This is a genomic window from Rhodococcus ruber, from assembly GCF_016804345.1.
GTDB classification, from domain to species: domain Bacteria; phylum Actinomycetota; class Actinomycetes; order Mycobacteriales; family Mycobacteriaceae; genus Rhodococcus; species Rhodococcus ruber.
This window is the reverse complement of record NZ_CP044211.1, coordinates 699,512-721,006: the sequence shown is the minus strand read 5'-3', so window position 1 is coordinate 721,006 and position 21,495 is coordinate 699,512. Positions and strand designations below refer to the sequence as shown.

The window sequence follows — 21,495 nt, the reverse complement described above, 5'->3', positions numbered from 1 at the left end:
TCATGCGCGGAATCATTCTCGCCGGCGGCACCGGGTCCCGACTGCATCCGATCACCCTGGGAGTGAGCAAGCAGCTGGTGCCGGTCTACGACAAGCCGATGATCTACTACCCGCTGTCGACGCTCATGCTCGCCGGGATCCGCGACATCCTGATCATCACCACCGCCGAGGACGCTCCGCAGTTCCATCGGCTGCTCGGCGACGGGTCGCGCTACGGGGTGAACCTGACCTACCGGGTCCAGCCGGAACCGAACGGCCTCGCCCAGGCGTTCGTCCTCGGCGCCGAGCACATCGGCGACGGCAGCGTCGCCCTGGTCCTCGGGGACAACATCTTCTACGGTCCGCGCCTGGGCACCCAGCTCACCCGGTTCGCCGACCTCGACGGCGGGGCGGTGTTCGCCTACCGGGTGTCCGACCCCAGCGCCTACGGCGTGATCGAATTCGACTCCGACGGCCGAGCCCTGTCGCTCGAGGAGAAACCCGCCACCCCCAAATCGAACTTCGCGGTGCCCGGACTGTACTTCTACGACAACGACGTCGTCGCCATCGCCCGCGACCTGCGCCCGTCGGACCGCGGCGAATACGAGATCACCGACATCAACCGCACCTACCTCGAGGCCGGCCGCCTCCAGGTCGAAGTCCTCCCCCGCGGCACCGCCTGGCTCGACACCGGCACCTTCGACTCGCTGCTCGACGCCTGCAACTACGTCCGTACCATCGAACAACGCCAGGGCCTGAAGATCGGCGCCCCCGAGGAGGTCGCGTGGCGGCGCGGCTTCATCACCGACGACGAGCTGCGTGCCCTGGCCGCGCCGCTGGTCAAATCCGGCTACGGCAGCTACCTGCTCGACCTGCTCGACCGGGAAGGACACTGACGGTGCACTACCGCGAACTGAAGATCCCCGGCGCCTTCGAGATCACCCCCCGCCAGTTCGGCGACGACCGCGGCGTGTTCTACGAATGGTTCAAACAACCCACCTTCGCCGACGCCGCCGGCCGTCCGCTCGACCTGGCCCAGGCCAACTGCTCGGTCTCCGCCGCCGGGGTGCTGCGCGGCATCCACTACGCCGACGTCCCGCCCGGGCAGGCCAAGTACGTCACCTGCGTCGCCGGCGCGGTCCTCGACGTCGCCGTCGACCTGCGCGTCGGCTCCCCCACCTTCGGACAGTGGGACGCGGTCCTGCTCGACGACGTCGACCGCCGCGCGATCTACCTCCCCGACGGCCTCGGCCACGCCTTCTGCTCCCTCGCCGACGGCTCCACGGTCGTCTACCTGTGCTCGACCACCTACAACCCCGACCGCGAACACGAGATCGACCCCCTCGACCCGCAGATCGGCATCGACTGGCCCACCACCGGCCGCGACGGCACACCCCTGCACTACGAACTCTCCGCCAAGGACAAGGCCGCACCGTCGCTGGCCGACGCCGTCGCCGCCGGGTCGCTGCCGCGGTACCTCAGGTGAGCGCGCAGCCGGTGCCCTCCCCCGATCCCGCCACCGAGCCCGCCGGCGCGCCCGGCGGGATGACGGGGGCGCCGGGTCCGCTCATGCGCCTGTTCAAGAACCAGGCCGTGGCGTTCCTGCTGGTGGGGGCGTTCAACACCGCGCTGGGCACCGCGTGGTTCATCGTGTGGCAGCTCGCCGTCGGCGACACCCTCGGCTACCACTTCGCGATCGTGGCGGGCTACGCCTCGAACGTGCTGTGTGCCTTCTCCACCTACCGCTATCTGGTGTTCCGGGTGCGCGGTCACTTCCTGCGCGACCTGTGGCGGTTCGTGACGGTCAACCTGAGCGCCTTCCTGCTGAACCTCGCCCTCATGACCGTGGCCGTCTCGGTGCTCGGGTTCCCGCCGATCCCGTCGCAGATCGTGATCACCGTCGTGACCGCGACGGCGAGCTTCTTCGGCTACCGGGACTTCTCCTTCCGTCGCGCCGAGCGCGGCTGACCGCCGCCCCGAGGGAACGGTCCGTGCCGCCCCGGAGACGAGCGAGACATTCGCTCGCCCCACGGCTCAGCGCAGGCGGAAGATCACGGCGCGCTGCACCACGAAGTTGATGACGGTGGCCGTGCCCTGCGCGACGACGAACGCCAGCGGCACGCGCCACCACTCGTCGGGCAGCGCGTCGTACAACACGTAGTTGATGCCGACCTGGACGGCGTAGGTGATCGCGTACAGGATCACCACCGCGACGAACCGGGCCCGGCTCGGTTCGGCCCTGAAGGTCCAGCGCCGGTTGATCAGGTACGCGGTGGTGGTGCCGGCGACGAACGACAGCGACTTCGCGACGTTGACGTGCAGCCCCACGGCGAGCAGCAGCACGTAGAGGCCGAAGTCCACGATCGCGGACAGCCCGCCGGTGAGGACGAACCGCACGATCTGCGTCTTCAGGTCGAGCGCCTCGTCCGCGGTGCTGTCGGTGACGGGGATCTCCACCGGTAGGGGGGCGTGATGCTCCGGTTGCGTCTGCCAGTGCGGGTGCTGCGGATGCTCGGACACGGGCGACAGCCTATGCGAGCGGGGCCCGCGTCCCCGCTGCGCGACGGAACGCAGCCGGACGCTTCCGGCAATCCGGACGCCGGGACGCCGGGCGTCACCGGCGACACACTCTCGCCGCTGCGACCGGCGGGTAACCTGTACGGCGATGTCCACGACAGCTGCAGAGCCGGCCGCCGCGCCGCTCCCCACCCAGACCCGCACTCTGACCGGCTGGGGGCGCACCGCCCCGACCACCGCGGAAGTGCTGTCCACTCCCGACGTCGAGGTGATCGCGCAGGCGGTCGCCCGGGTCGCGGAGCAGAACGAGTCCAAGCCGTCGCACCTGCGCCGCGGTGTCATCGCCCGTGGTCTCGGCCGCTCGTACGGTGATCCGGCGCAGAACGCGGGCGGGCTCGTCGTCGACATGACGGCGCTGGACCGGATCCACACGATCGACCGCGAATCGCGGCTGGTCACCGTGGACGCGGGCGTCGACCTGGACCAGCTGATGCGCGCGGCGCTCCCGTTCGGGCTGTGGGTCCCGGTGCTGCCGGGCACCCGGCAGGTGACCGTGGGCGGTGCGATCGGCGCGGACATCCACGGCAAGAACCATCACAGCGCGGGCAGCTTCGGCAACCACGTCCGGTCGATGGACCTGCTCACCGCGGACGGCCAGGTGCGCACCCTCACTCCCAACGGGCGCAATTCCAAGCTGTTCTGGGCGACGGTCGGCGGCATGGGCCTGACCGGCATCATCCTGCGCGCCACCATCGAGATGACGCCCACCGAGACGGCGTACTTCATCGCCGACGGCGTGGTCACCAGCACCCTCGACGAGACGATCGCCGTGCACAGCGACGGCTCCGAGGCGAACTACGACTACTCGAGCGCCTGGTTCGACGCGGTCGCGCCGCTGCCGAAGCTCGGCCGGGCCGCGATCTCGCGCGGTTCGCTGGCCAAGCTCGACCAGCTGCCGAAGAAGCTGCAGAAGAACCCGCTGAAGTTCGACGCGCCGACGCTGCTGACGTTCCCGGACATCTTCCCGAACGGCCTGGCCAACAAGTACACCTTCAGTGCCGTGGGCGAGCTGTGGTACCGCAAGTCCGGCAACTACACGGGCAAGGTCCAGAACCTGACGCAGTTCTACCACCCGCTCGACATGTTCGGGGAGTGGAACCGCGCCTACGGCTCGAACGGGTTCCTGCAGTACCAGTTCGTGGTGCCGACCGAGGCGGTCGACGAGTTCAAGAAGATCATCGTCGACATCCAGCGCTCGGGGCACTACTCGTTCCTCAACGTGTTCAAGCTGTTCGGGGAGGGCAACAAGGCGCCGCTGAGCTTCCCGATGCGCGGCTGGAACATCTGCGTCGACTTCCCCATCAAGGCGGGGCTCAACGAGTTCGTCCGCGAACTCGACCGCCGCGTCCTCGAGTTCGGCGGCCGTCTCTACACCGCGAAGGACTCGCGCACCTCCGCCGAGACGTTCCACGCGATGTACCCGCGTATCGGCGAATGGATCAAGATCCGCCGCTCGGTCGACCCCACCAACGTGTTCGCCTCCGATATGTCCAGAAGGTTGGAACTGCAGTAATGATCAACGCCGTCGGCAACCCCCAGACCCTGCTGCTCCTCGGTGGCACGTCCGAGATCGGACTCGCCATCGTCGAGGAGTACCTGCGCAAGGCGCCGGCCCGGGTGATCCTCGCCGCCCTGCCGAACGACCCCCTGCGCGACGACGCCGTCGCGCAGATGAAGGGTGCGGGGGCCACCAAGGTCGACCTGATCGATTTCGACGCCCTCGACACCGGCAACCACCCGGACATGATCGCCCGGGCCTGGGATCTCGCCGGAAACGGTCGCTCCGCAGGCTCCGCTCCTGCCGGGGACGTCGACGTCGCGATCGTCGCGTTCGGCATGGACGCCGATGCCGAGGAGCTCTGGCAGAACCAGGCCAAGGCCATCCGGGTCGCGGAGATCAACTACACCGCGGCCGTGTCGGTCGGTGTGCTCCTCGGCGAGAAGATGAAGGCGCAGGGCTACGGGCGCATCATCGCGATGTCCTCCGTCGCCGGTGAGCGGGTCAAGCGAGCCAACTTCGTGTACGGCTCCGCGAAGGCCGGGCTCGACGGCTTCTACCTGGGCCTCGGGGAGGCCCTGGCGCCGTTCGGTCCGCGGGTGACGGTGGTGCGTCCCGGACAGGTGCGCACCAAGTTCAGCGCCCACGTCGAGGAAGCGCCGCTGACGGTCGACAAGGAGGACGTCGCCGCGCTGGCCGTCGCCGCGTCCGCGAAGGGCAAGGAGATCGTTTGGGCTCCGGGCGCCTTCCGGTACGTGATGATGGTGCTGCGGCACATCCCGCGCGCGATCTTCCGGAAGCTGCCGATCTAGGCTGCGGGGGTGTCCGACCCAGTCGTATCCTCTTCCGACGTGGCCCCCTTCCGGCGAGCCCTCCGCACCGCCGGCGAGGGGGCCGCTGCGGTTGTCGTCGCGACGATCGTCGCCGCCGTGGGGCTGTTCGCGTTCGCGCGCGTGCAGTGGCCCGCATTCAACTCCTCGAACGTCACGCAGGCCGTCACGACGGTGCTGCAGGTGGGGGCGCTCGCCGTGCTCGCCGGCTCGGTCGTGCTGCTGCGCCGGCGACGGTGGACGGCGTTCGCGCGGGTGCTGTCGTGGGCGGGTCTGTCGGGTCTGGTCACCGTCACCCTCGGGATGCCGTTGGCGGCGACGAAGCTCTATCTGCACGGCATCTCCGTCGACCAGGAGTTCCGCACCGAGTACCTGACGCGGCTCACCGACTCCCCCGCGCTGCGGGACATGACGTACGCGGACCTGCCGCCGTTCTACCCCGCCGGCTGGTTCTGGATGGGCGGCCGCTTCGCGAGCCTGCTCGGCCTGGACGGCTGGGAGGCGTTCAAGCCGTGGTCGATCGTGTCGCTGGCCGTCGCCGCCGTCGTCGGGCTCGTGCTGTGGACCGCGCTGGTGCGGGTCGACCTGGCCGTGCTGGTCGCCACCGCCACCACCGCCATCGTCCTCGCCTACGGCTCTCCGGAGCCGTACGGCGCGTTCGTCGCGCTGCTGATCGCGCCTGCCCTCGTCATGGCGTGGGGGGCGCTGTCGCGCCCGGTGCGTCCTTTGGGCGGCTGGGGCAGCCCAAAGGACACACCGGGCGGCGGAGCCGTCGTCGGGACCGGGCTCTTCCTGGGCCTGGCCGCGACGTTCTACTCCCTCTACCTCGGGATCGCGGCGTTCGCGGTGACGGTGATGGCCGTCGTCGCCGCGGTGCTCGCGCGACGCGCGGCGGGCACCTGGCGGGCCGCTCTCCCCGTGCTGGTACGGCTGGGCGTGATCGCGGGGATCGCCGTCGCCGTCGCGCTGCTCGTGTGGGCGCCGTTCGTGCTCGAGGTGCTGCGGGGCGGGTCCACCGCCGGATCCGGCACGGCGACGCACTACCTGCCCGAGACCGGGGCGCGGCTGCCCCTGCCGATGTTCCACGGTTCCCTGATCGGGCTGCTGTGCCTGCTCGGCACGGTGTGGCTGGTCGGGCGGGCCACGTCGTCGCGGCGTGCGCAGGCCCTCGGGCTCGGCGTGGTGTCCGTGTACCTGTGGTACCTGGCGTCGATGGCGCTGACCGCGATGGGCAACACTTTGCTGGCCTTCCGCCTCGAGGTGATCCTGCTCGTGCTGCTCGCGGCGGCCGGCACGTTCGCGTTCGTCGACTTCACCCGCTGGATCGTGCTGGCCACCAGCGAGAACCAGCGGGTGCGGTGGTCGCTCATCGCGGTCGGCGCGCTGGGTGCGCTCGCGTTCACCCAGAACATCCCCCAGGTCCTCGCGAACGAGATCACCGTCGCCTACACCGACACCGACGGCAACGGTGAACGCGCCGATCAGCGTCCGCCCGGCGCGGGCGCCTACTACGCCGAGCTGGACGAGACGATCACCGCGGCGCTGGGCCGGCCGCGCGACGAGATCGTCGTCCTCACCGCCGACACCACCTTCCTCGCCTACTACCCGTATCTCGGGTTCCAGGCGCTGACGTCGCACTACGCGAACCCGTTGGCGGACTTCGAGGGACGCGCCGCCGCGATCGAGGACTGGGCGTCGGTCGAGACGACCGACGAGCTGCTCGCCGCGTGGGACGAGTCCCCGTGGCGGGGACCCGATGCGGTCGTGTTCCGGCAGGGCGCCGAGGGTTACACCCTCCGGCTCGCCGAGGACGTGTACCCCAACGACCCCAACGTCCGTCGCTACACGGTGACGTATCCGAAGTCGCTGTTCGACGATCCGCGGTTCACGGTCTCGGAGATCGGACCGTTCGTCGTCGTCGCCCGGACGGGATAGCGGGCACCACGACGGTCCGCGAACACCGTTCGCGGACCGTCGCGACGTGGGCGTGCTATCCGCGGCGCAGCGGCATCACCGACCGCACCACCGGATCACGCAGATACAGCCCGGCCCAGACGAACACACCGACGTAGACCGGGAACAGGATGGTGCTGAAGAGCGGCATCTCGTTGAACATGTTGGTGGCCACGGCGCCGCCGAGATACCCGGTCAGCAGCACCGCCCCGAGGATCGAGGTGACCGGGACCAGGTACAGCGCCAGGCACACGAGCATGACGACGCCGATGACGTAGTTGAGGTTCGGATCGAAGCCCAGATCGATCATCGCCTGCCGCGCCTGGTCGACGTTGAGGACGTGGATCGCGGCGTCGAACAGCAGGAACAGCACGACGAGGCCGGTGATCACCAGGCCGGCGATGCGGAATTTCCGGTCGGTGGGACGCTCGGCGGGGCGGGTGGTGGTCGAGATCATGGCAGGCTCCTCGGTCGGGGTGGCGGTCTCGCTACGGACTGACCGGCCGGCCCCGGAAAACTCATCGCACCGCACCGCACCGCACCGATCCGGCGACCCGAGCCGCCCCAGCCCGGTCCCGACACCCGGAACCGAGCCCCGGCTCACAACCGGGACGCCAGCAACTCGGCGAGGTGGAGGCCGCGACGCTCGGTGAGATCGGTGATCTGGGTGCGGCAGGAGTAGCCGTCGGCGAGCACGACGTCGTCGGGACCCGCCGCGGCGATCGCGGGCAGCAGCTGGTGCCCGGCGACGGCGACCGAGACGTCGTAGTGCGCCGGCACCACCCCGAAGTTGCCGGCGAGACCGCAGCATCCGCCGAGCCGGGTGACCGTTGCACCGGCCCGGCGCAGCAGCGCGGCGTCGGCGCCCCAGCCCATCACGGCGTGGTGGTGGCAGTGCGGCTGGGCCACCACCGACGTCCCGGACAGTGACGGCGGTTCCCAGTCGCCGAGCAGTTCGGCCAGCGTCACCGTCGAGTCCGCGACGGCGCGTGCCGGTTCGAACCCGAGCAGCTCCACGGCGTCGGAGCGCAGGACCGCCGTGCACGACGGCTCGAGGCCCACGATCGGCATGCCGGCCGGGAACAGTGCGGAGATGGTGCGGCCCAGGATCTTCCGGGCCGTATCCAGCTGGCCGGTGGTGATCCACGTCAGCCCGCAGCACTGTTGCTTTTCGGTCACGCACACCCGTCGGCCGGCCGCCTCGAGGACCCGCACCGCGGCGATCGCCACCTCCGGCGTGAAGTACTCGGTGAAGGTGTCGACGAACAGCAGGACGGGCTCGCCGTCCGTGCGACGTTCGGCCGCCGTGTCCGCGAACCAGCGACGGAACGTGCGGGGCGCGAACTCGGGCACGCGGCGACGCCGGTCGACGCCGGCGAGGGTCAGTCCGGCGGACGCCACCCCCGGCAGCTTGGCGAGGGTGTTCACGACGCGTGGTGCGCGACCGGCCAGCGCCGCCCAGCGCGGGAGCCGTCCCAGCGTGTAGTGCGTGGCGGGACGGAGCCGACCCCGGTAACTCTGGTGCAGCACTTCGGATTTGAACGTCGCCATGTCGACACCGGTCGGACAGTCGGAGGCACAGCCCTTGCATGCCAGGCACAGTTCGAGGGCCTCGTGCACCTCCGGTGAGCGCCAGGACCCGGTGACGAGCGTGCCGTTGAGCATCTCCTGCAGGACCCGGGCCCGGCCGCGGGTGGAGTCCTTCTCCTCCCGGGTCGCCAGGTAGGACGGGCACATCACCCCGCCGAGGCCGGCGGTGTCGGCGCGGCACTTGCCGACGCCGGTGCAGCGGTGCACGGCCTGCCTGAAGTCGCCGTCGTCGCCCGCGTACCGGAAGGCGAGCAGGTCCCGGACCCGGTGCGCGGCCGGGATCCGAAGGTCCCGGTCCACGGGAGCCGGGTCGACGAGCACACCGGGATTGAGCAGGCCCTCGGGGTCGAACACCGCCTTGACGGCGCCGAACAGTCGCAGCGCGGTCGGCGAGTACATCAGGGGCAGCAGTTCGCTTCGCACCCGGCCGTCGCCGTGCTCGCCCGACATCGACCCCCCGAACGACGCCACGAGTTCCCCTGCTGCGAAAAGGAATTCGCGGAACATTCCGGGCATCTCGAGCGGCACGTCGAGGCGGATGTGGATGCAGCCGTCGGCGAAGTGACCGTACGGATAGCCGGTCACGCCGTACCGGGACAGCAGCGACTCGAACTCGCGCAGGTACTCCCCCATCCGTTCCGGCGGGACGGCGGCATCCTCCCAGCCGGAGTGGGCGGGCCGCCCGGCGGGGCTGCGCCCGGCCAGTCCCGCCCCGTCCTCGCGGATGCGCCACAGCTGCGCGGCCTTGCCGGGGTCGGTCACGATCAGTGAATCCACCGCCACCGCAGCGTGTTCGACGGATCGCGCCCGTGCCAGGACCTCGTCGGCGTCGTCGCCGGACAGTTCGACGAACAACCACGCCGCCCCCCGCGGCAGCGGAGGCACCGCCGCCGCGCCGCGCCGCGCGCGCACGACGTCGACGATCCGCGAGTCGAGCCCCTCGCACGCGGTCGGACCGAAGCCGAGCAACGTGTGCGCGGCGTCGCCCGCCGTCGCGATGTCGGGGTAGCCGAGGGCCACCAGGACGCGGACCGCGGGGTCGGCGACGAGCCGCACCGTCGCCTCGGTGACGACACCGAGCGTGCCCTCGCTGCCGACGAAGAAGCGCAGGACGTCGAACCCGTTCTCGGGCAACAGGTGTTCGAGGGCGTAGCCGGAAGCCTGCCGGCCGAACCGGCCGAACTCGGTGCGGATGGTGGCGAGGTGGTCGAGGGTGATCCGGCGCAGTGATTCGAGAACGGGGGCGTCGTCGGGCAGCGACAGGTGCCGGCCCGCGCCGGTGAGCACCTCGAGACCGAGAACGTTGTCGGATGTGCGTCCGTAGCCGAGGGTGCGGGCACCGCAGGCGTTGTTGCCGATCATCCCGCCGACGGTGCAGCGGTTGTGGGTGGACGGGTCGGGTCCGAAGCGCAGTCCGTACGGGGCGGCGGCGCGCTGCAGTTCGGACTGGACGACGCCGGGCTGCACGGTCGCCGTGCGCGCCTCGGGGTCGATCCGCAGGACCCGGCCGAGATGGCGGGCGAAGTCGAGTACGACGCCGGGCCCGACGGCGTTGCCGGCGACGGAGGTCCCGCCGCCGCGTGAGGTGAGCGGAACGCCGTGCCGGCGGCACACCTCGAGCACGGTGCCGACCTCGTCGATCTCGCGGGGCCGCACCACCGCCTGCGGGGGCACCCGGTAGAGCGAGGCGTCGGACGAGTAGAGCGCGCGGGTGGTGGTGTCGTCGAACACCTCGGAGATGCCCGCGTCGCGCAGGGCCTCGCCGATCGTCCTCGCCCGGGCCATAGGCCGATGCTAGTGCCTGCAGGGGTCGCTTCGTCGCAGGTCGGACCGGCACGGCCGGGGTCGATGCGCCGTCAGCGGGAGGTGAGGACGACCGGTCCGTCCTCGGTGATCGCGACGGTGTGCTCACAGTGCGCGGCCCGGCTGCCGTCGGCGGTGCGCAGCGTCCATCCGTCCGGGTCGTGCCGGTAGGCGTCGCCGCCGCCGGCGTGCAGCATCGGCTCGACGGCCAGCACCAGTCCCGGCCGCAGCCGCATCCCCCGCCCCACCCGGCCCTCGTTGGGCACGTGCGGGTCCTCGTGCATGCGGCGGCCGATGCCGTGACCACCGTGGTCGGCGAGCATGCCGTAGCCGCGGGAGCGGACGTATCCGCCGATCGCCGCGCCGATGTCGCCGAGACGGTTTCCCGGCACGGCCGCGGCGACGCCGCGCGCGAGGGCGTCCTCCGCCGCGGCGATCAGGGCGAGGTCCTCGGGGTCGGCGGTCCCGACGGTGAAGCTCACGGCGGCGTCCCCGCACCAGCCGTCGAGCACCGCCCCGCAGTCGATGCTCACCAGGTCACCGTCACGGAGCCGGTAGCTGCCGGGAATGCCGTGGACGACGGCGTCGCCGACGCTCGCGCACACGACACCGGGGAACGGCGACGGCGCCCAGTCGGGGTGGTAGCCCAGGAACGGGGAGGTCGCGCCGGCGGCTCGGAGGACCTCGGCGGCGACGTCGTCGAGGTCCTTCAGGCAGACCCCGATTCCCGCGTGGGCCCGTACGGTTGCCAGCGCCTCCGCGACCACGGCACCGGCGGCGCGCATCGCCTCGACCTCGCCGGGCGTCTTCAACTCGACCATCACACCTCCAATAGAAATACCGGTATTACTATACGGGAATGGTGCGCGAACCACTTACTCCGGCCCAACTCGAGCGAGGACGACGCCTGGGCGAACGCCTCCGCGCGGCACGCGGCGCCGCCGGGATGGCGACGGTCGCCGCCGAGGCCGGCATCTCCGTCGAGACCCTCCGGAAGATCGAGACCGGACGCATCGCCACGCCCGCCTTCTTCACCGTCACCGCGCTCGCCCGGGTCCTCGGACTCTCCCTCGACGACCTGGCCGGCGACCCGACGGACGATCCCGCCGAGCACGAGGCCGCCTCCTGACCGGAGGAGGCCACCCCCGCCTCCCCCGTCCCTCGCCTAGCATCGATCCTTGTGCCCGTCGATGTCCTTTCGCCCGAAACGCCCGCTTACGCCGATACGAAGGCGCGCGTGCGCACGGCCAGGATCGTCGCGACGGTCAGCGGACTGCTCGGCATGCTGCTCGCCCTGGCCGTGCCGTTCCTGCCGGTCCGGCAGGAGGCCGCCACCGTCAGCTGGCCGCAGGGCAGCGACCTGACCAACATCGAGGCGCCCCTCGTCTCCTACGCCCCCCTCGAACTGCGCGCGAGCGTGCCTTGCTCGGCCTTCCCGCTGCTCGGCGACGAGGGTGGCACCCTGATCTCGACCGTGCCGCCGGACGCCCCCGACGCCACCGAGAACGCCCTCGTGATCCGCACGGTCCCCGGCACCGACGGTGGGCCCGCCGCCATGGAGGTGGTGCTGCGCAACTCGGTGGTCGTGTCGGCACCGATCGACGACGAGCACCGCTGCACAGCCGTCACCGTCGCCACCAACGCCGACCGCACCGCCGCCGAGATCGTCGGCCTCGGGCAACACGACGACGGGCACCACATCGCCACGCTCGACGGCGATCATCGGCCGCAGATGGTCGGCGTCTACTCCGACCTGCAGGGATCGGCGCAGGCCCTCACCTCCGGCCCGGACGCCGAGCGGCTGTCCGTCCGTGCCGCCCTCGACTCGCGGTTCACCTCCACCCCGACGCTGGTCAAGTTCGTCGCGATGCTCGTGTGCATCCTCGCGACCCTGCTGTCGCTCGTGGCGCTGCACCGCCTCGACGGCGTCGACAACCGCCGCGCCCGCCGGATCCTGCCCGCCCACTGGTGGCGGTTCACCGCGGTGGACGCGGTCGTCGTGGGCACACTGCTGCTGTGGCACGTCATCGGCGCCAACACCTCCGACGACGGCTACATCCTCACCATGGCCCGCGCCTCCGACGAGGCCGGCTACATGGCCAACTACTACCGGTGGTTCGGTGTCCCCGAGGCCCCGTTCGGCTGGTACTACGACGTGCTCGTCCTGCTCGCGAAGATCTCCACCGCCAGCGTGTGGATGCGGCTGCCCGCCCTGCTCGCCGCGATCGCCTGCTGGATGGTCATCAGCCGCGAGGTCATTCCCCGGCTCGGTGTCGCCGTCCGCCGCAACCGCATCGCGCTGTGGACCGCGGGGCTGGTGTTCCTCGCCTTCTGGCTGCCGTACGACAACGGCCTGCGCCCCGAGCCCGTCATCGCGCTCGGCGCCCTGCTCACCTGGTGCTCGATCGAACGCGCCGTCGCCACCGGCCGCATGCTGCCCGCCGCGATCGCCGTGCTGCTCGCCGCTTTCTCCCTCGCCGCCGGACCCACGGGACTCATCGCGGTCGCCGCGCTCGTCGCCGGGGCGCGGCCCGTCCTCGTCCGGCTGGTCGGCCGCCGCCGGCTCGTCGGGGTGGTCCCGCCCCTCGCCGCCATCCTCGCCGCGGGCACCGTCGTCCTCGTCGTCGTCTTCGCCGACCAGACCCTCGCGTCGGTGCTCGAGGCGACCCGGGTGCGCTCGGCGGTCGGACCCAACGTGCCGTGGTTCGACGAACGGCTGCGCTGGGACGCCCTGCTGACCGTCTCCCCCGACGGATCCCTCAGCCGCCGGTTCGGCGTGTTCGTCATGCTGCTGTGCCTGGTCGTGTGCGTGATGCTGATCCTGCGCAAGGGCCGCATCCCCGGCACGGCCCTCGGGCCGTCGCGCCGCATCCTCGGCATCGTCTTCGCGTCCCTGCTGCTGATGATGCTCACCCCGACCAAGTGGACCCACCACTTCGGCGTGTACGCCGGACTGGCCGGATCCGTCGCCGCACTCGCCGCGGTCGGGGTCGGCGCCGTCGGCATCCGCTCGGCCCGCAACCGCGCGCTCTTCACCGCCGGGGTGCTGTTCGTGTTGGCGCTGGCATTCACCGGCTCCAACGGCTGGTGGTACGTCTCGAGCTACGGGATTCCCTGGTGGGACAAGCCGCCGTCGATCTCCGGACGCGCCTTCTCCACCGGCCTGCTGGCGCTGGCCCTCGTCGCGCTGGGCGTCGCCGCCTGGTTCCATCTGCGCGAACCGTTCGCCACCCCGAGACCCGACCGCAACGGCCGCGTGAAGGCGATCGCCTCGGCGCCGCTGACCGTCGTCGCCGCGGGCGTCGTCCTGTTCGAGGTGCTCTCGCTCGTCAAGGGCGCGGTCGCGCAGTACCCGGCGTACTCGATCGCCCGGTCCAACGCCGCCGCCCTGACCGGCGGCAGCTGCGGCCTCGCCGACGACGTCCTCGTCGAGACCGACCCGAACGCCACTGCGCTGGCCCCCGTCGACGGCGACGTCGCCGGCGCCCTCGGCGCCGGCACCGCCGACGGCTTCACCCCGAACGGCGTCGCCCTCGACCTCACCGCCGACGAGGAGATCTCCACCACGGGCGGCGCCAACACCGTCGACACCGAGGAGGGCGGCACCACCACCTCCACGGGCGCCGGCACCGGCGGCGGCCGCGGTGCCGCCGGCATCAACGACAGCACCGTCGCGCTGCCGTTCGGCCTGGACCCCGCCCGCACCCCCGTGCTCGGCAGCTACCGCGCCGGCGCGCAGCAGGAAGCCGTGCTCGAGTCCGGCTGGTATGCGCTGCCCGACCGCACCGACGCCACGCCGCTGCTGGTGGTCACCGTCGCCGGCCGCGTGCACTACGTCGACCCCGACGGCGTCCTCACCCCCGGTGCGGACGTGCTGCTCGAGTTCGGCCGGACCGGCGACGGTTCGAGCGTCGAGCCGCTGGCCCGCGTCGCGCCCATCGACATCGGACCGTCTCCGTCGTGGCGCAACCTGCGGGTGCCGAGCGACCGGATCCCCGCCGACGCCGACACCGTCCGGCTGGTGGTGACCGACGGCAACCTGGCCCCCGACCAGTGGGTGGCGGTCACGCCGCCGCGGATGCCGCGCCTCGAGACCCTGAACACCGTCGTCGGCTCCACGGCACCGGTCCTGCTCGACTGGTCGGTGGGGTTGGCGTTCCCCTGCCAGCGTCCGTTCGACCATCGCTACGGCGTCGCCGAGGTCCCCGAGTTCCGGATCCTGCCCGACCGGGTCGGGGCCGACTCCACCAACGGCTGGCAGGACGACATCGGTGGCGGCCCGCTCGGCTGGATACCGCTGCTGCTCACCGCCGAGACCGTCCCCACCTATCTGAACCACGACTGGGACCGCGACTGGGGCTCGCTGGAGCGATACTCACCCATCGATCCGAGCGCGACGACTGCCGAGATCACCACCGAGGACGTCGTCCGCTGGGGCTGGTGGACACCCGGCCCGATCCGCGACGGTGTGCCCGTAATGCGTGAATGAGGTCCTACGCGTCGGTAGGGACGGTGCGTCCGCTCATCTGCGCCCGATACCATCGACAATCGTGCCCGACGACGTGACCACAGTTCCCGCCCCCTCCGCAGCCGTGTCCCGGCCGCCGGTTGCCCGGGATCTGCGGGCGCAGTACCGCACCGCCCGGCTCGTCGCCACGGTGGCGGGCCTGCTCGGTGTGCTCCTCGCCGTCGCGACCCCGTTCCTGCCCGTCAAGGTCACCGAAGCCACCGTCACCTGGCCGCAGAACGGCTCGACCGGGCCGGTCGAGGTGCCGCTCATGTCGCAGGTGCCGCTGCAGCTGAGCGCGACCGTGCCGTGCACCGCCGTCGCGAGCATGCCGCCCGGCGGTGGCATGCTCCTCGCGACCGCACCACCGAGCGGTGAGGGCGCCGCACTCAACGCGATGTTCGTGCGGGTGGGCGCCGCGAACGTGGACGTTCTCGACCGCAACGTCGTCGTGGCCACCGCCCCGCGCAGCGACGTCGAATCCGCCGCGTGCACCGAGATCAGCATCTTCTCCGACGTCGACCGCACGACCGCGGAGTTCGTCGGCCTGAGCGACGAGAACGGCAACCCGCGCGCCGGTGAGCTGACCGGCGACCTGCGCCCCCTCGTCGTCGGCGTGTTCAGCGACCTGGACACCACGGTGCCCGGCATGTCGGTGACCGTCGACGTCGACTCCCGGTTCTCGTCGTCGCCGACGGTGGTCAAGCTCCTCGCGATGATCCTGGCGGCCCTGTCGACCGCGCTGGCGATCGGTGCGCTCGCCAAACTCGACGGCACCGACGGCCGGGGCCATCGCCGCTTCCTGCCGTCGCACTGGTGGAAGTTCACCGGCGTCGACGCGGTCGTCGTCGGCACCCTCCTCGGGTGGCACTTCTTCGGGGCGAACACCTCCGACGACGGCTACCTGCTGACCATGGCCCGGGTCTCCGAGCACTCGGGCTACATGGCCAACTACTTCCGCTGGTTCGGCGTCCCCGAGGCCCCCTTCGGCTGGTACTACGACGTGCTCGCCGCGTTCGCCGAGGTCTCCACCGCCAGCGTCTGGATGCGGCTGCCCGCCCTGCTCGCCGGCATCACCTGCTGGATGGTGATCAGCCGCGAGGTGGTGCCCCGCCTCGGCCGCGCCGTCCGGCACAACGCCGTCGCGCTGTGGACCGGCGGCCTGGTGTTCCTCGCCTTCTGGCTGCCCTACAACAACGGCCTGCGCCCCGAGCCGATCGTCGCGCTCGGCGCCCTGCTGACCTGGTGCTCGATCGAACGGGCGATCGCCACGGGCCGGCTGCTGCCCGCCGCGACGGCGGTGGTGATCGGCGCGTTCACCCTCGCCGCCGCCCCCACCGGCCTGATGTGCGTCGCCGCCCTGCTCGCCGGCATCCGGCCCATGACCCGCATCGTGGTGCGCCGCCACCGCGAGGTCGGGACGCTGCCGCTGCTCGCCCCGATCGCCGCCGCCGGCACCCTCGTGCTCGTCGTCGTGTTCTCCGACCAGACCCTCGCCGCCGTGCTCGAGGCCACCCGCGTGCGCACGATCATCGGCCCGAACGAGGAGTGGTGGAACGACTTCCTCCGCTACTACTACCTGTTCGTGCAGACCGTCGACGGCTCGCTCGCCCGCCGGTTCGCGTTCCTCGTCATGCTGCTGTGCCTGTTCACGTCGCTGCTGGTGCTGCTGCGCCGGCGCCGGATCCCCGGCGTCGCGACGGGACCGTCGTGGCGGCTGATCGGCATCGTCTTCGGCACGATCTTCTTCATGATGTTCAACCCCACGAAGTGGACCCACCACTTCGGGGCGTACGCGGGCATCGCGGGGTCCCTCGCGGCCCTCACCGCGGTCGTCGTCTCCGCGAGCGCGCTGCGGTCGCGGCGCAACCGCACGATCTTCCTCGCCGGACTGCTGTTCGTGCTGGCCGTGTCGTTCGCGGGCATCAACGGCTGGTGGTACGTGTCGAGTTACGGCATCCCGTGGTTCGACAAGACCGTCTCCTTCAAGGGCAACCAGTCCAGTTCGCTGTTCCTGATCCTCTTCGGGCTCGCCCTCGGGCTCGTCGCGTGGCAGTACCTGCGGGAGGGCTACGCGCCGCCGCAACCCAGACCCACGACCCGCAAGGGCCGCCGGATCCGCAAGTTCGCCGCGGCGCCCCTGACCGTCGTCGCCGGAGCGATGGTGCTCTTCGAGGTGCTGTCGCTGCTCAAGGGCGCGGTATCGCAGTATCCGGCGTATTCGCTCGCCCGGTCCAACGTCGGCGCGCTCGCCGGCCAGACGTGCGGGCTGGCCGACGACGTCCTCGTCGAATCGGACCCGAACTCCGGTCGGCTCGCGCCCATCGTCGACCCGGACAACCCACCCCGCGGCGGCGACGCCCTCGCCGGAGCCGAACCCGTGGGCTTCGATCCCAACGGCATCCCGTCGGACCTCACGGCCGACTACGTCGAGGTCAAGCCCGGCCAGGGCAACACCGACAACCAGAGCGTCGGGCCGACGTTCGAGACCGGCGCCGGCGGCGGCACCACCGGCGGCACCGGGGCGCGCACCGTCAACGGCTCGGACGCCAAGCTGCCGTTCGGCCTCGACCCGGCCGTGACCCCCGTGCTCGGCAGCTACCAGGAGGGCGTGCAGGAACCGGCGTTGCTCACGTCGAGCTGGTACGGGTTACCCGAGCGCACCGACGACGCGCCGCTCGTCGTCATCTCGGCGGCCGGTCGCATCTGGTCCGTCGACGACACCGGCGCCACCACCTACGGCCAGTCGCTGCTTGTCGAGTACGGCAGGCGCCTGCCCGACGGCACCGTCGAACCGCAGGGCACCTACCTGCCGCGCGACATCGGGCCCGCGCCGTCGTGGCGGAACCTGCGCATCCCGCTGTCGGAGCTGCCCGCCGACACCGACGCCGTCCGCATCGTCGCCAACGACCCCAACCTCACGGGCGACCAGTGGCTGGCGTTCACACCGCCGCGCGTGCCGAAACTCGAGACGCTCGACACCGTGGTCGGCTCGGAGCAGCCGGTGCTGCTCGACTGGGCGGTGGGCCTGCAGTTCCCGTGCCAGCGTCCGTTCGACCACCGCTACGGCATCGCCGAGATGCCGAACTACCGCATCCTGCCGGACCGACCCCTGGCCGTGTCCTCCACCGACACGTGGCAGTCCGCGGACAACGGCGGACCGCTGGGCTTCACCGAGGCCCTCGCGCGCCCCGAGCAGATCCCCACGTACCTGAAGGACGACTGGGCCCGCGACTGGGGCTCGCTCGAGCGGTACGTGCGGTTCTACCCGGACGCGGTGCCGGCCGAGCCGCAGACCGAGACGGTCACCCGCTCCGGGCTGTGGAACCCGGGCACGCTGCGCGTGTACGAGTAGGCCACCCGCTGCCGTCGCATGCGGTCCTCTCGCGCCTTCCGGACCGAATGTCACACCGGTTCGGCTCCATCGACCGAATGTGACATTCGGCCAGTCGCGCCGCCGGTAACGTCGTCCGTTTCGGGCGCGATGTCACGAATGTTCGATTCTGCTCGATCGCGAACTGTTCATCGGGCCAGCGGGGGTGGGCCGGCTACGGAAGGAACTGTATGTCGAAGAAGCGTGCATTCGGACTCGCGGCGGTTACCGCCGCGGTTCTCGGCGCCGGAGTGGCGACTGCCCCGGTAGCCGTCGCCGCTCCCGAAAATGCCACCACGCTCACGCGTGTCATCGGATCGGGCGAGTCCGGCTCGTTCGGTTACGGCGGAGCCTTGGTGAACGAGGCGGTCACGGTGCGCGTCGACCCCGACGAGCCCGGCATCAGCTGGTTCGGCGGCAGCATGTGGTGCTACTGCAAGATCTCCTGGACCAACATCACCACCGGGGCCAGCGGAACCAACGAACTCCCGTCCCGGCCGGTGCTCGGCGGAGGAATGACCGGTACGCCCCGCGCCGAGACCGGCTCCGGCCGAATCGTCGCCACCGTCACCGTCCCGAACGGCTTCACGTACCTGCCGGGAGTCGGGACCTGGGTCGTCCCCTGACCGTCCGGACCGAATGTCACATCGCTTCGATTGCATCGAACCCATGTGACATTCGGTCCGTCCGTCGGTCCGCCTCGGTCCGCCCGCGACGGGTAGTCCACAACCTCACCGTTCATCCACAGATTTCGCCCACCCTCCCGTTGCACCCTCGAGCGCGGCATTTCCCGGTGATCATGGGCGGCATGAGACGCGGAACGTGGGGGGACGACGTCGAACAGCTCGTCGGGCTGAGTGTCAACGGCATCATCCGCACCTCGACACTGTTGGGATGCGGGATGAGCAGCAGCACCATCTCCGGCCGTTGCCGGAAGGGTGGTCCGTGGCAGCGGATTCTGCCCGGTGTCGTTGCGCTGCACAGCGGCCCGCTCACGCAACTGCACAGACAGACGGCAGCGCAGATGTACGGAGGCGACGAGGCCGTCATCTCGGGCCACGCCGCGCTCGGCGTGCACGGATACGCCCCCTCGGCGACGAAGAGCGACATCCTGCTACTCATCCCGCAGAATCGGCATCGCAGGAACTTCTCGTTCGTCACCGTCGAACGTAGTTGGCGTGTACCCGAACCCGTACGCAAGGGCACACTGCGGATCGCACCCGTCGCGCGCAGCCTGCTCGATGCCGGACGGCGGACGTCACGAACGGACGACTGCCGCGCCTTGTTCGCCGCCGCACTCCAACGCGGCGATGTCACCGTGGACCACCTGGCACGCGAACTCGCAGACGGCAGCAGTCGGGGAACCGCAGTGCCCCGCAAGGTGATCCAGGAGCTGGTCGACGACGCGCATTCGGTCGCCGAGATCGAGGCCCAGAAGCTGTACTCCACCTCGGGTCTTCCCCCGATGGTGCACAACCGGGAGGTCGAGGACTCGAACGGAACTTGGATCGCCCGTCCGGACGGCTGGCTCGATGCCGTGGCACTGGCGTGGGAGATCGACTCGTTCGCACATCATCTCAGCGCAAGAGACCACGAGGCAACGATGCGGCGCCGGGCGGTCATGCAGCGGCACGGGATCATCGTCGTCACCCATCTGCCCAGACAGATCCGGCACGAACCGGCGATCGTGCTCGCCGATCTTGCGGCGGCCTACCGGCAGGGTCTCGAACGTCCACGACCCGACGTACGGGTTCGGTAGCCCCGCGAGGCGAACCGAATGTCACATTGCGTCGATACGATCGACGCAATGTGACATTCGGCCCACCAGAAGGGCTAGAGCGGAAGCAAGTGATGCTTGCGCGGATTCTTGAACACCTTCTTGTCGCGCAGCAACGTCAGCGCCTTGCGGATCTCCAGACGCGTCTTGTGCGGCTCGATCACCGCATCGATGTAGCCGCGCTCGGCCGCGATGTACGGCGTCGCGATGTGCTCGTTGTAGAAGTTGATCAGCTGCTGACGGACCGCCGGAGCGTTCTCGCCGGCCGCCTCGATCTGGCGACGGCCGATGACCGCTACCGCACTCTCGGCGCCCATCACCGCGATCCGCGCCGTGGGCCACGCGAAGTTCACATCCGCGCCGAGCTGCTTGGAGCCCATCACCGCGTAGCCACCGCCGTAGGACTTGCGTACCACCACGGTCACCTTCGGCACCGACGCCTCGACGAACGAGAACAGGAACCGGCCGCCGCGCTTGATGACCCCGATCTTCTCCTGCTCCACACCCGGCAGGAAGCCGGGGGTGTCGACGACGAACACCAGCGGAATGTCGTACGCGTCGCACACCCGCACGAAGTGCGCGGCCTTGTCCGAACTCGCCGCGTCGAGCGCCCCGGACAGGTACAGCGGCTGGTTCGCCACCACCCCGACGGGCCGGCCGTCGACGCGGGCGAAGCCGGTGATGATGTTCGGGGCGACCTGCGAGCGGATCTCGAAGAAGTCGCCGTCGTCGAAGATCTTGAGCAGGACGTCGTGCATGTCGTAGCCGGAGTTGTCGGCGTCGGGCATGAACGTGTCGAGCTCGAGATCGTCCGGCGTGATCTCCGGTTCGAGGCCCGGATTGATCACCGGGGGCTTCTCCTGCGCGTTCGACGGCATGTAGCTCAGGTACTTGCGGGCCCACTCGAACGCGGCCTTCTCGTCCGGCGCGACGTGGTGCACGTTGCCGTACTCGGCCTGCTTACGGGCGCTGCCGAGTTCGTCGAGGCTGACGTCCTCCCCGGTGACGGACTTGATGACGTCCGGGCCCGTGACGAACATGTACGCCTCTTCGGTGGCGACGACCACGTCGGTGTTGATGGGCGCGTACACGGCACCCCCGGCGCACTTGCCCAGGATGATCGACACCTGCGGGCACAACCCCGACAGCGGCTCGTGCCGCTTGCCCAGTTCCGCGTACCACGCCAGCGACGTCACCGCGTCCTGCACCCGGGCACCGCCGGAGTCGTTGATGCCGACCACCGGGCAGCCGATCTTCAGCGCGAAGTCGAGGATCGCGGCGACCTTGCGGCCGAACATCTCGCCGACGCTGCCACCGAACACGGTCTGATCGTGCGAGAACACCGCGACGGGCCGGCCGTCGACGGTGCCGTGACCGACGACGACGCCGTCACCGTAGAGCGCGTCGTCACGGCCGGGCGTCTTCATGAGCGCCCCGATCTCGACGAAGCTGCCCGGGTCGAGCAGCATGTCGATGCGCTGTCGCGCACTGGGGATGCCCTTGGCGGCGCGTTTGGCCACCGCGGCCTCCCCGGCCGGCTCCTTGGCGATCTCGAGATTCTTGCGCAGCTCGGCCAGCTTCTCGGCCGTCGTCGTGGTCACTACTCGA

The 21,495-nt window shown here is 70.6% G+C and carries 16 protein-coding genes; 11 read left to right on the top strand and 5 right to left on the bottom strand.

Features of this window, described 5'->3' with window-relative positions; all coding sequences use genetic code 11:
- Nucleotides 1-2 precede the first annotated feature (2 nt).
- Genes rfbA through F1734_RS03320 form a run of 3 tightly spaced genes read left to right on the top strand, consistent with a single transcriptional unit; the run spans nt 3 to nt 1,947 of the window.
- On the top strand, nt 3-875 hold the full coding sequence (gene rfbA / locus F1734_RS03330) for a glucose-1-phosphate thymidylyltransferase RfbA (RefSeq protein ID WP_010596168.1): 873 nt from the start codon (nt 3-5) through the stop codon (nt 873-875).
- A 2-nt stretch (nt 876-877) separates the two neighbouring features.
- Nucleotides 878-1,465 carry a dTDP-4-dehydrorhamnose 3,5-epimerase gene (gene rfbC / locus F1734_RS03325; RefSeq protein WP_203011357.1) on the top strand — a complete coding sequence of 196 codons (588 nt, stop codon included), beginning with the start codon at nt 878-880 and terminating at the stop codon, nt 1,463-1,465.
- The gene (locus tag F1734_RS03320) at nt 1,462-1,947 is read left to right on the top strand and encodes a GtrA family protein (RefSeq protein WP_029540188.1); all 486 of its coding nucleotides are present in this window, start codon (nt 1,462-1,464) and stop codon (nt 1,945-1,947) included. Before rfbC ends, F1734_RS03320 begins: the two co-directional genes overlap by 4 nt.
- A gap of 66 nt (nt 1,948-2,013) precedes the next feature.
- Here F1734_RS03320 and F1734_RS03315 read toward each other — a convergent pair whose 3' ends face one another.
- Nucleotides 2,014-2,436 carry a GtrA family protein gene (locus tag F1734_RS03315; protein WP_051009409.1) on the bottom strand — a complete coding sequence of 141 codons (423 nt, stop codon included), beginning with the start codon at nt 2,434-2,436 and terminating at the stop codon, nt 2,014-2,016.
- 208 nt (nt 2,437-2,644) lie between these two features.
- Between F1734_RS03315 and F1734_RS03310 the strand changes: the two genes are divergently transcribed.
- Genes F1734_RS03310 through F1734_RS03300 form a run of 3 tightly spaced genes read left to right on the top strand, consistent with a single transcriptional unit; the run spans nt 2,645 to nt 6,819 of the window.
- Nucleotides 2,645-4,069, top strand: a complete 1,425-nt coding sequence (locus tag F1734_RS03310) for a decaprenylphosphoryl-beta-D-ribose oxidase (protein WP_140188206.1) — start codon at nt 2,645-2,647, stop codon at nt 4,067-4,069.
- Nucleotides 4,069-4,866, top strand: a complete 798-nt coding sequence (locus F1734_RS03305; protein ID WP_017681187.1) for a decaprenylphospho-beta-D-erythro-pentofuranosid-2-ulose 2-reductase — start codon at nt 4,069-4,071, stop codon at nt 4,864-4,866. Before F1734_RS03310 ends, F1734_RS03305 begins: the two co-directional genes overlap by 1 nt.
- A gap of 39 nt (nt 4,867-4,905) precedes the next feature.
- Nucleotides 4,906-6,819, top strand: a complete 1,914-nt coding sequence (locus tag F1734_RS03300) for a galactan 5-O-arabinofuranosyltransferase (RefSeq protein ID WP_203011356.1) — start codon at nt 4,906-4,908, stop codon at nt 6,817-6,819.
- Between the two features lie 55 nt (nt 6,820-6,874).
- Here F1734_RS03300 and F1734_RS03295 read toward each other — a convergent pair whose 3' ends face one another.
- From F1734_RS03295 to map, 3 genes are all read right to left on the bottom strand, one after another.
- Nucleotides 6,875-7,294, bottom strand: coding sequence for a DoxX family protein (locus F1734_RS03295; protein ID WP_191902803.1), 420 nt, complete (start codon nt 7,292-7,294; stop codon nt 6,875-6,877).
- Between the two features lie 143 nt (nt 7,295-7,437).
- Nucleotides 7,438-10,212, bottom strand: coding sequence for an FAD-binding and (Fe-S)-binding domain-containing protein (locus tag F1734_RS03290; RefSeq protein ID WP_203011355.1), 2,775 nt, complete (start codon nt 10,210-10,212; stop codon nt 7,438-7,440).
- Between the two features lie 71 nt (nt 10,213-10,283).
- A complete protein-coding gene (map, locus tag F1734_RS03285) occupies nt 10,284-11,051 on the bottom strand; it encodes a type I methionyl aminopeptidase (RefSeq protein WP_040270436.1) in 768 nt (255 codons plus the stop codon).
- A 38-nt stretch (nt 11,052-11,089) separates the two neighbouring features.
- Here map and F1734_RS03280 point away from each other — a divergent pair, with 38 nt between their 5' ends.
- The 5 genes from F1734_RS03280 to F1734_RS03260 all read left to right on the top strand — a co-directional run bounded on the left by F1734_RS03280 (nt 11,090) and on the right by F1734_RS03260 (nt 19,869).
- Entirely contained in the window at nt 11,090-11,359 is a 270-nt protein-coding gene (locus F1734_RS03280) for a helix-turn-helix domain-containing protein (protein ID WP_026137866.1), read from the top strand.
- A 108-nt stretch (nt 11,360-11,467) separates the two neighbouring features.
- The gene (locus F1734_RS03275; RefSeq protein WP_140188203.1) at nt 11,468-14,719 is read left to right on the top strand and encodes an arabinosyltransferase domain-containing protein; all 3,252 of its coding nucleotides are present in this window, start codon (nt 11,468-11,470) and stop codon (nt 14,717-14,719) included.
- Nucleotides 14,720-14,780: 61 nt separating this feature from the next.
- Nucleotides 14,781-18,092, top strand: coding sequence for an arabinosyltransferase domain-containing protein (locus F1734_RS03270; protein WP_140188202.1), 3,312 nt, complete (start codon nt 14,781-14,783; stop codon nt 18,090-18,092).
- Nucleotides 18,093-18,301: 209 nt separating this feature from the next.
- Nucleotides 18,302-18,736 (top strand): hypothetical protein, encoded by a 435-nt coding sequence (locus F1734_RS03265; protein ID WP_010596183.1) that lies wholly within the window; start codon nt 18,302-18,304, stop codon nt 18,734-18,736.
- A gap of 182 nt (nt 18,737-18,918) precedes the next feature.
- On the top strand, nt 18,919-19,869 hold the full coding sequence (locus F1734_RS03260) for a hypothetical protein (RefSeq protein ID WP_029540190.1): 951 nt from the start codon (nt 18,919-18,921) through the stop codon (nt 19,867-19,869).
- A 74-nt stretch (nt 19,870-19,943) separates the two neighbouring features.
- Here F1734_RS03260 and F1734_RS03255 read toward each other — a convergent pair whose 3' ends face one another.
- On the bottom strand, nt 19,944-21,488 hold the full coding sequence (locus F1734_RS03255) for an acyl-CoA carboxylase subunit beta (protein WP_010596185.1): 1,545 nt from the start codon (nt 21,486-21,488) through the stop codon (nt 19,944-19,946).
- Nucleotides 21,489-21,495 lie beyond the last annotated feature (7 nt).

Bases quoted from the DNA above. Each gene is read 5' to 3' on its own strand.
- rfbA (WP_010596168.1), top strand. From the start codon at position 3: ATGCGCGGAATCATTCTCGCCGGCGGCACCGGGTCCCGACTGCATCCG.
- F1734_RS03310 (WP_140188206.1), top strand. From the start codon at position 2,645: ATGTCCACGACAGCTGCAGAGCCGGCCGCCGCGCCGCTCCCCACCCAG.
- F1734_RS03305 (WP_017681187.1), top strand. From the start codon at position 4,069: ATGATCAACGCCGTCGGCAACCCCCAGACCCTGCTGCTCCTCGGTGGC.
- F1734_RS03295 (WP_191902803.1), bottom strand. From the start codon at position 7,294: ATGATCTCGACCACCACCCGCCCCGCCGAGCGTCCCACCGACCGGAAA.
- F1734_RS03290 (WP_203011355.1), bottom strand. From the start codon at position 10,212: ATGGCCCGGGCGAGGACGATCGGCGAGGCCCTGCGCGACGCGGGCATC.
- map (WP_040270436.1), bottom strand. From the start codon at position 11,051: ATGGTCGAGTTGAAGACGCCCGGCGAGGTCGAGGCGATGCGCGCCGCC.
- F1734_RS03280 (WP_026137866.1), top strand. From the start codon at position 11,090: ATGGTGCGCGAACCACTTACTCCGGCCCAACTCGAGCGAGGACGACGC.
- F1734_RS03265 (WP_010596183.1), top strand. From the start codon at position 18,302: ATGTCGAAGAAGCGTGCATTCGGACTCGCGGCGGTTACCGCCGCGGTT.
- F1734_RS03260 (WP_029540190.1), top strand. From the start codon at position 18,919: ATGAGACGCGGAACGTGGGGGGACGACGTCGAACAGCTCGTCGGGCTG.